The sequence below is a fragment of the Methanoregula sp. genome (assembly GCF_002835825.1).
Classification (GTDB): domain Archaea; phylum Halobacteriota; class Methanomicrobia; order Methanomicrobiales; family Methanospirillaceae; genus Methanoregula.
This window is the reverse complement of sequence record NZ_PIZH01000245.1, coordinates 1-3,498: the sequence shown is the minus strand read 5'-3', so window position 1 is coordinate 3,498 and position 3,498 is coordinate 1. Positions and strand designations below refer to the sequence as shown.

At 56.3% G+C, this 3,498-nt stretch carries 4 protein-coding genes and 1 pseudogene; 1 reads left to right on the top strand and 4 read right to left on the bottom strand.

The window, feature by feature from the left end:
• Positions 1-946, top strand: a 946-nt coding sequence (locus tag CW742_RS09095) for a CorA family divalent cation transporter (RefSeq protein ID WP_292419437.1), incomplete at its 5' end; no start/stop codon positions are given.
• A gap of 16 nt (positions 947-962) precedes the next feature.
• Here the strand turns inward: CW742_RS09095 and msrB are convergent.
• The 4 genes and pseudogenes from msrB to CW742_RS09075 all read right to left on the bottom strand — a co-directional run.
• Positions 963-1,424 carry a peptide-methionine (R)-S-oxide reductase MsrB gene (gene msrB / locus CW742_RS09090; RefSeq protein WP_292419435.1) on the bottom strand — a complete coding sequence of 154 codons (462 nt, stop codon included), beginning with the start codon at positions 1,422-1,424 and terminating at the stop codon, positions 963-965.
• Positions 1,425-1,509: 85 nt separating this feature from the next.
• Positions 1,510-2,076 (bottom strand): DUF2179 domain-containing protein, encoded by a 567-nt coding sequence (locus tag CW742_RS09085; RefSeq protein WP_292419433.1) that lies wholly within the window; start codon positions 2,074-2,076, stop codon positions 1,510-1,512.
• 102 nt (positions 2,077-2,178) lie between these two features.
• On the bottom strand, positions 2,179-3,144 hold the full coding sequence (locus CW742_RS09080; protein WP_292419431.1) for an isocitrate/isopropylmalate dehydrogenase family protein: 966 nt from the start codon (positions 3,142-3,144) through the stop codon (positions 2,179-2,181).
• Positions 3,141-3,498 (bottom strand): annotated as a pseudogene (locus CW742_RS09075) (hypothetical protein); the annotation flags it as partial. The pseudogene CW742_RS09075 and the gene CW742_RS09080, both read right to left, overlap by 4 nt.

Genomic DNA, 3,498 nt, shown 5'->3' with positions numbered 1-3,498 from the left:
CCCCCAGTCTGCCAGCATCGCCTGGATCGACAGCAGCATACATGACGAGGACAAGGCGATCGAGCCGCTTGCCCAGCTGGACGGTTTTACCAACGTCCCGATCACAAAACTGACACAAGGGTTCTCTTCCGCGTACGAGGATTACGACACGGAGCTCGGCATCATGCTGCCCTCGGTCACGGTCAAAGGCGAGACGATGACCATCCACCCGTTGTTTGTCCTGATCCGCGACAACCTCGTCCTCACCGTCCACTCCGACCAGATCAACCGGCTGTTGCGGTTCTCGCGTTATGCGCAACAGTTCTTCAAACGGGTTGCTGCGGAAAATACTCCCGATAAAATTACCCTTACGCTGGAGCGGATCATTGACGAGAACAATGACCGGAACTTCGAGTATTTACGCGAGATCGAGATGCATGGGGATACAATCAGCAAATCCCTGATCGAGGAGAAGGTTGCGAAGAAGAAGGTTGCCCACGATATCTACCGGATGAAACATGTCTTAATCGATTACTTAAACGTGCTCTGGGCAACAAAGGACGTGGTGGACTCGCTCCGGTACGGAGACGCCGACCTGATCACCAACGACGAGAAACTGTTAGGAAGGATCGGTATCCTCTCGGACAATATCGACCGTCATATCGAACTCTCCGAGCAGATGTCAAACGTACTTTCCTCCGGTCTTGAGGTGATGCAGAGCATCTACAACAACCAGCTCCAGACGATGAACAACCGGTTCGCTCTCGTGACGGCATACCTGACAGTTCTCGGCACCGCTGCCCTGGTCCCCAATACCATCGCAACCATTGCCGGTAGCGGGGTTATGGACGGGACCATGGGCGCACAATGGTGGTATATTCCGATGCTTGTCGCAACAACAGTAATCGCAACGCTCGTCTCCCTGCTCTGGGTCCTCCACGTCTGGAAACGACGGGAAGATGACTGATATTAAACCCCTTTTTTTACGGTTTCTTCAGGACCAGTGCAGCTGAGTTCATGCAGTACCGTTTTCCGGTGGGGGCTGGTCCGTCATCGAATACGTGACCGAGATGGGCATTGCACCGGGCACAGAGGACTTCGATCCGGGCCATGCCTCCCGACAGGTCCGGCCGGGTCTGTACATTCAGTTCCGATACGGGAGAGGAAAAGCTCGGCCAGCCGGTACCGGAATCGAATTTGGCTTTCGCGTCGAACAGGTCGGTCCCGCAACAGGCACAGGCATAGATCCCCGGTTCTTTGCAGGCATGGTATTTCCCGGTGAACGCATATTCAGTCCCTTTCTTCCTCGCCACCTCGAACTGTTCAGGAGAGAGGAGATTTTTCCACTCATCGTCAGACCGGATCACCCTGGGGAGGTTTTCGACACCCCCGGTCCGGACAGTGAAAACAGGTATCGTACCCTCGTTTTCTCCAGGAGAATGCATAATGGTTCTTCGCTCCTGCAAAAATCATGGAGCACCCGGATAATAGAGGTATGGATCGCGGCACCGCAGGTGCCCGCTGCCGGTTTCAGAGCCCGAAAAACCCGAGGATCCTGCGCCGGGGATCTTTGTAGAAGATCCGTGCACCGTCCTTGATATTCCGGACATCCTCAATGGTATAGAGGATATCAGGATAGTCCTTTGAGATAACGCCCAGCAGCCGCCCCAGTTCGGTCCTCGGGACAATCATGAAGATGATGGTGACTGTTGAAAAACTTCCCTGACCCTCGATCCGGGTCATCCCGTACCCGAGAGTGGCAAGGTTGGCGATGACCGGCTGGGGGTCGCCCGGAGTGATCAGCCGGACAATGACATGACCTATCGAGATCATGTTCTCGATCTGCATGCCAAGGAGCGTGCCAATACCATACCCGGCAAGATACGCAAAGAGGTTCCAGTAATCGTTCAGGTTGGTTAAGACAAGGCCGGTGGAGATCAGCCAGATCCCGGTCTTGACAATGCCGACACAGGCAGAAAGGTTTGCATGGCCTTTGCTTACATAGATAGTACGCAGGGTTTCCAGCGCCGCCTCAACAATCCGAGCGATCAGGATAAGAACGGGGATGGAAAAGACCAGCGTAACCATATCCGCCATTATAGCCAGCAACTCCTGATCAGAATAGTCTTTCCGGCGGGTTTGAATATCTTACGGATTTTCCCAGAACCAGGGAGGGGAAACGAAACGCCGGAATGCCGGTTATTCACCGCAGATCTCCCGGAGAACGGCATCCCCAAACTCCCGCGTGCCGGCAGATCCCCCGAGATCCCGGGTGCGGATTCCTTGGGAAAGGACGCGCTCAAGTGATGCTTCAATGCGGGACGCCCCGTTGCGGTCACCGAGGTACGAAAGGAGCATCGCGGCACTCCTCAGTGCAGCAACCGGGTTTGCGATGTTCTTCCCCGCAATATCCGGCGCGCTCCCGTGAACGGGTTCAAAGAGGGCATACCGGTCACCGATATTCGCACTCGGCGCAAGACCAAGACCGCCGACAAGATACGAGGCAACATCCGAGAGGATATCGCCAAAGATATTGGTCGTCACGACCACGTCATACGCGGCCGGGTGCTGGAGGAGGTCCAGCGCAAGGGCATCAATGAACCGGTCATTAAAAACGATGCCGGCCTTTTTCGCTTCGCTGGTGCAGACATCCCGGAAGAGGACATCCGATTTGAGGACATTGGCCTTGTGGCCGATGGTCAGGTGCCCCTTTCGTTCCTGCACGAGCCGGATCGCTGACCGGACAATCCGTTCGCTGCCGGCCCGGGTCACGACCCGGAGGGTTGTTGCACGGTCGTGAAAGAATTCCTCGATCCCCGAGTACAGGCCCTCCGTGTTTTCCCTGACTATCATGATATCGAAGCCATTGCCTTTGACCGGGCGCAGGTTTGCATACAGGTCGAGCGCCTTCCTGATTCTCAGGACGACACTCTGGTAATCTTTCATCGGGGGTGTAGTGACCGCCCCGAACAGGACGGCATCGGCGGTTTTGAGTTCGTCTATCTCCCGGTCGGCACAGGGACATCCGGTCTGCTCCCACTTCCCATACCCAACCTCGACCGGGAAAAACTCATACTCGGGGTGGAGGGCCTCAAGCGCCCTGCGGGCAACCGGGATGACCTCACGCCCGATCCCGTCACCTTCCACAACAGCGATCCTTTTCATCGCGCCCTCCACCGTACAACAAGGTCATTAACCGCATGTGCAATCTTTGCGGGACTCGCCCCCCAGTGGACCACCACACCGGTCTTCCCGTTCCAGGTGCAGGGACCCTCGCGCTCGGACCGGCAGCAGCGGGCGATAAACGGCTCCTCCTGCACCTGCCCGAGAGGACAGATGTTCTCAAGCGTGAAATCATTCCCGTAACATTCCGTATAAAACTGCGAACCGGTCAGGCATCCTGCAAGGCGCTCCCCCCCGTGCATGGGATCCGCATCAAGGGTATGATCGAACCCGGATGCCCGGCAGGGATGGACATCCGCTTTGATCGTTCGGATATCCCGCACATGATGGAAGAAC

Excerpts from the sequence above, each read along its gene's own strand:
- msrB (WP_292419435.1), bottom strand. The coding sequence starts at position 1,424 with ATGCATTCTCCTGGAGAAAACGAGGGTACGATACCTGTTTTCACTGTC.
- CW742_RS09085 (WP_292419433.1), bottom strand. The coding sequence starts at position 2,076 with ATGGCGGATATGGTTACGCTGGTCTTTTCCATCCCCGTTCTTATCCTG.
- CW742_RS09080 (WP_292419431.1), bottom strand. The coding sequence starts at position 3,144 with ATGAAAAGGATCGCTGTTGTGGAAGGTGACGGGATCGGGCGTGAGGTC.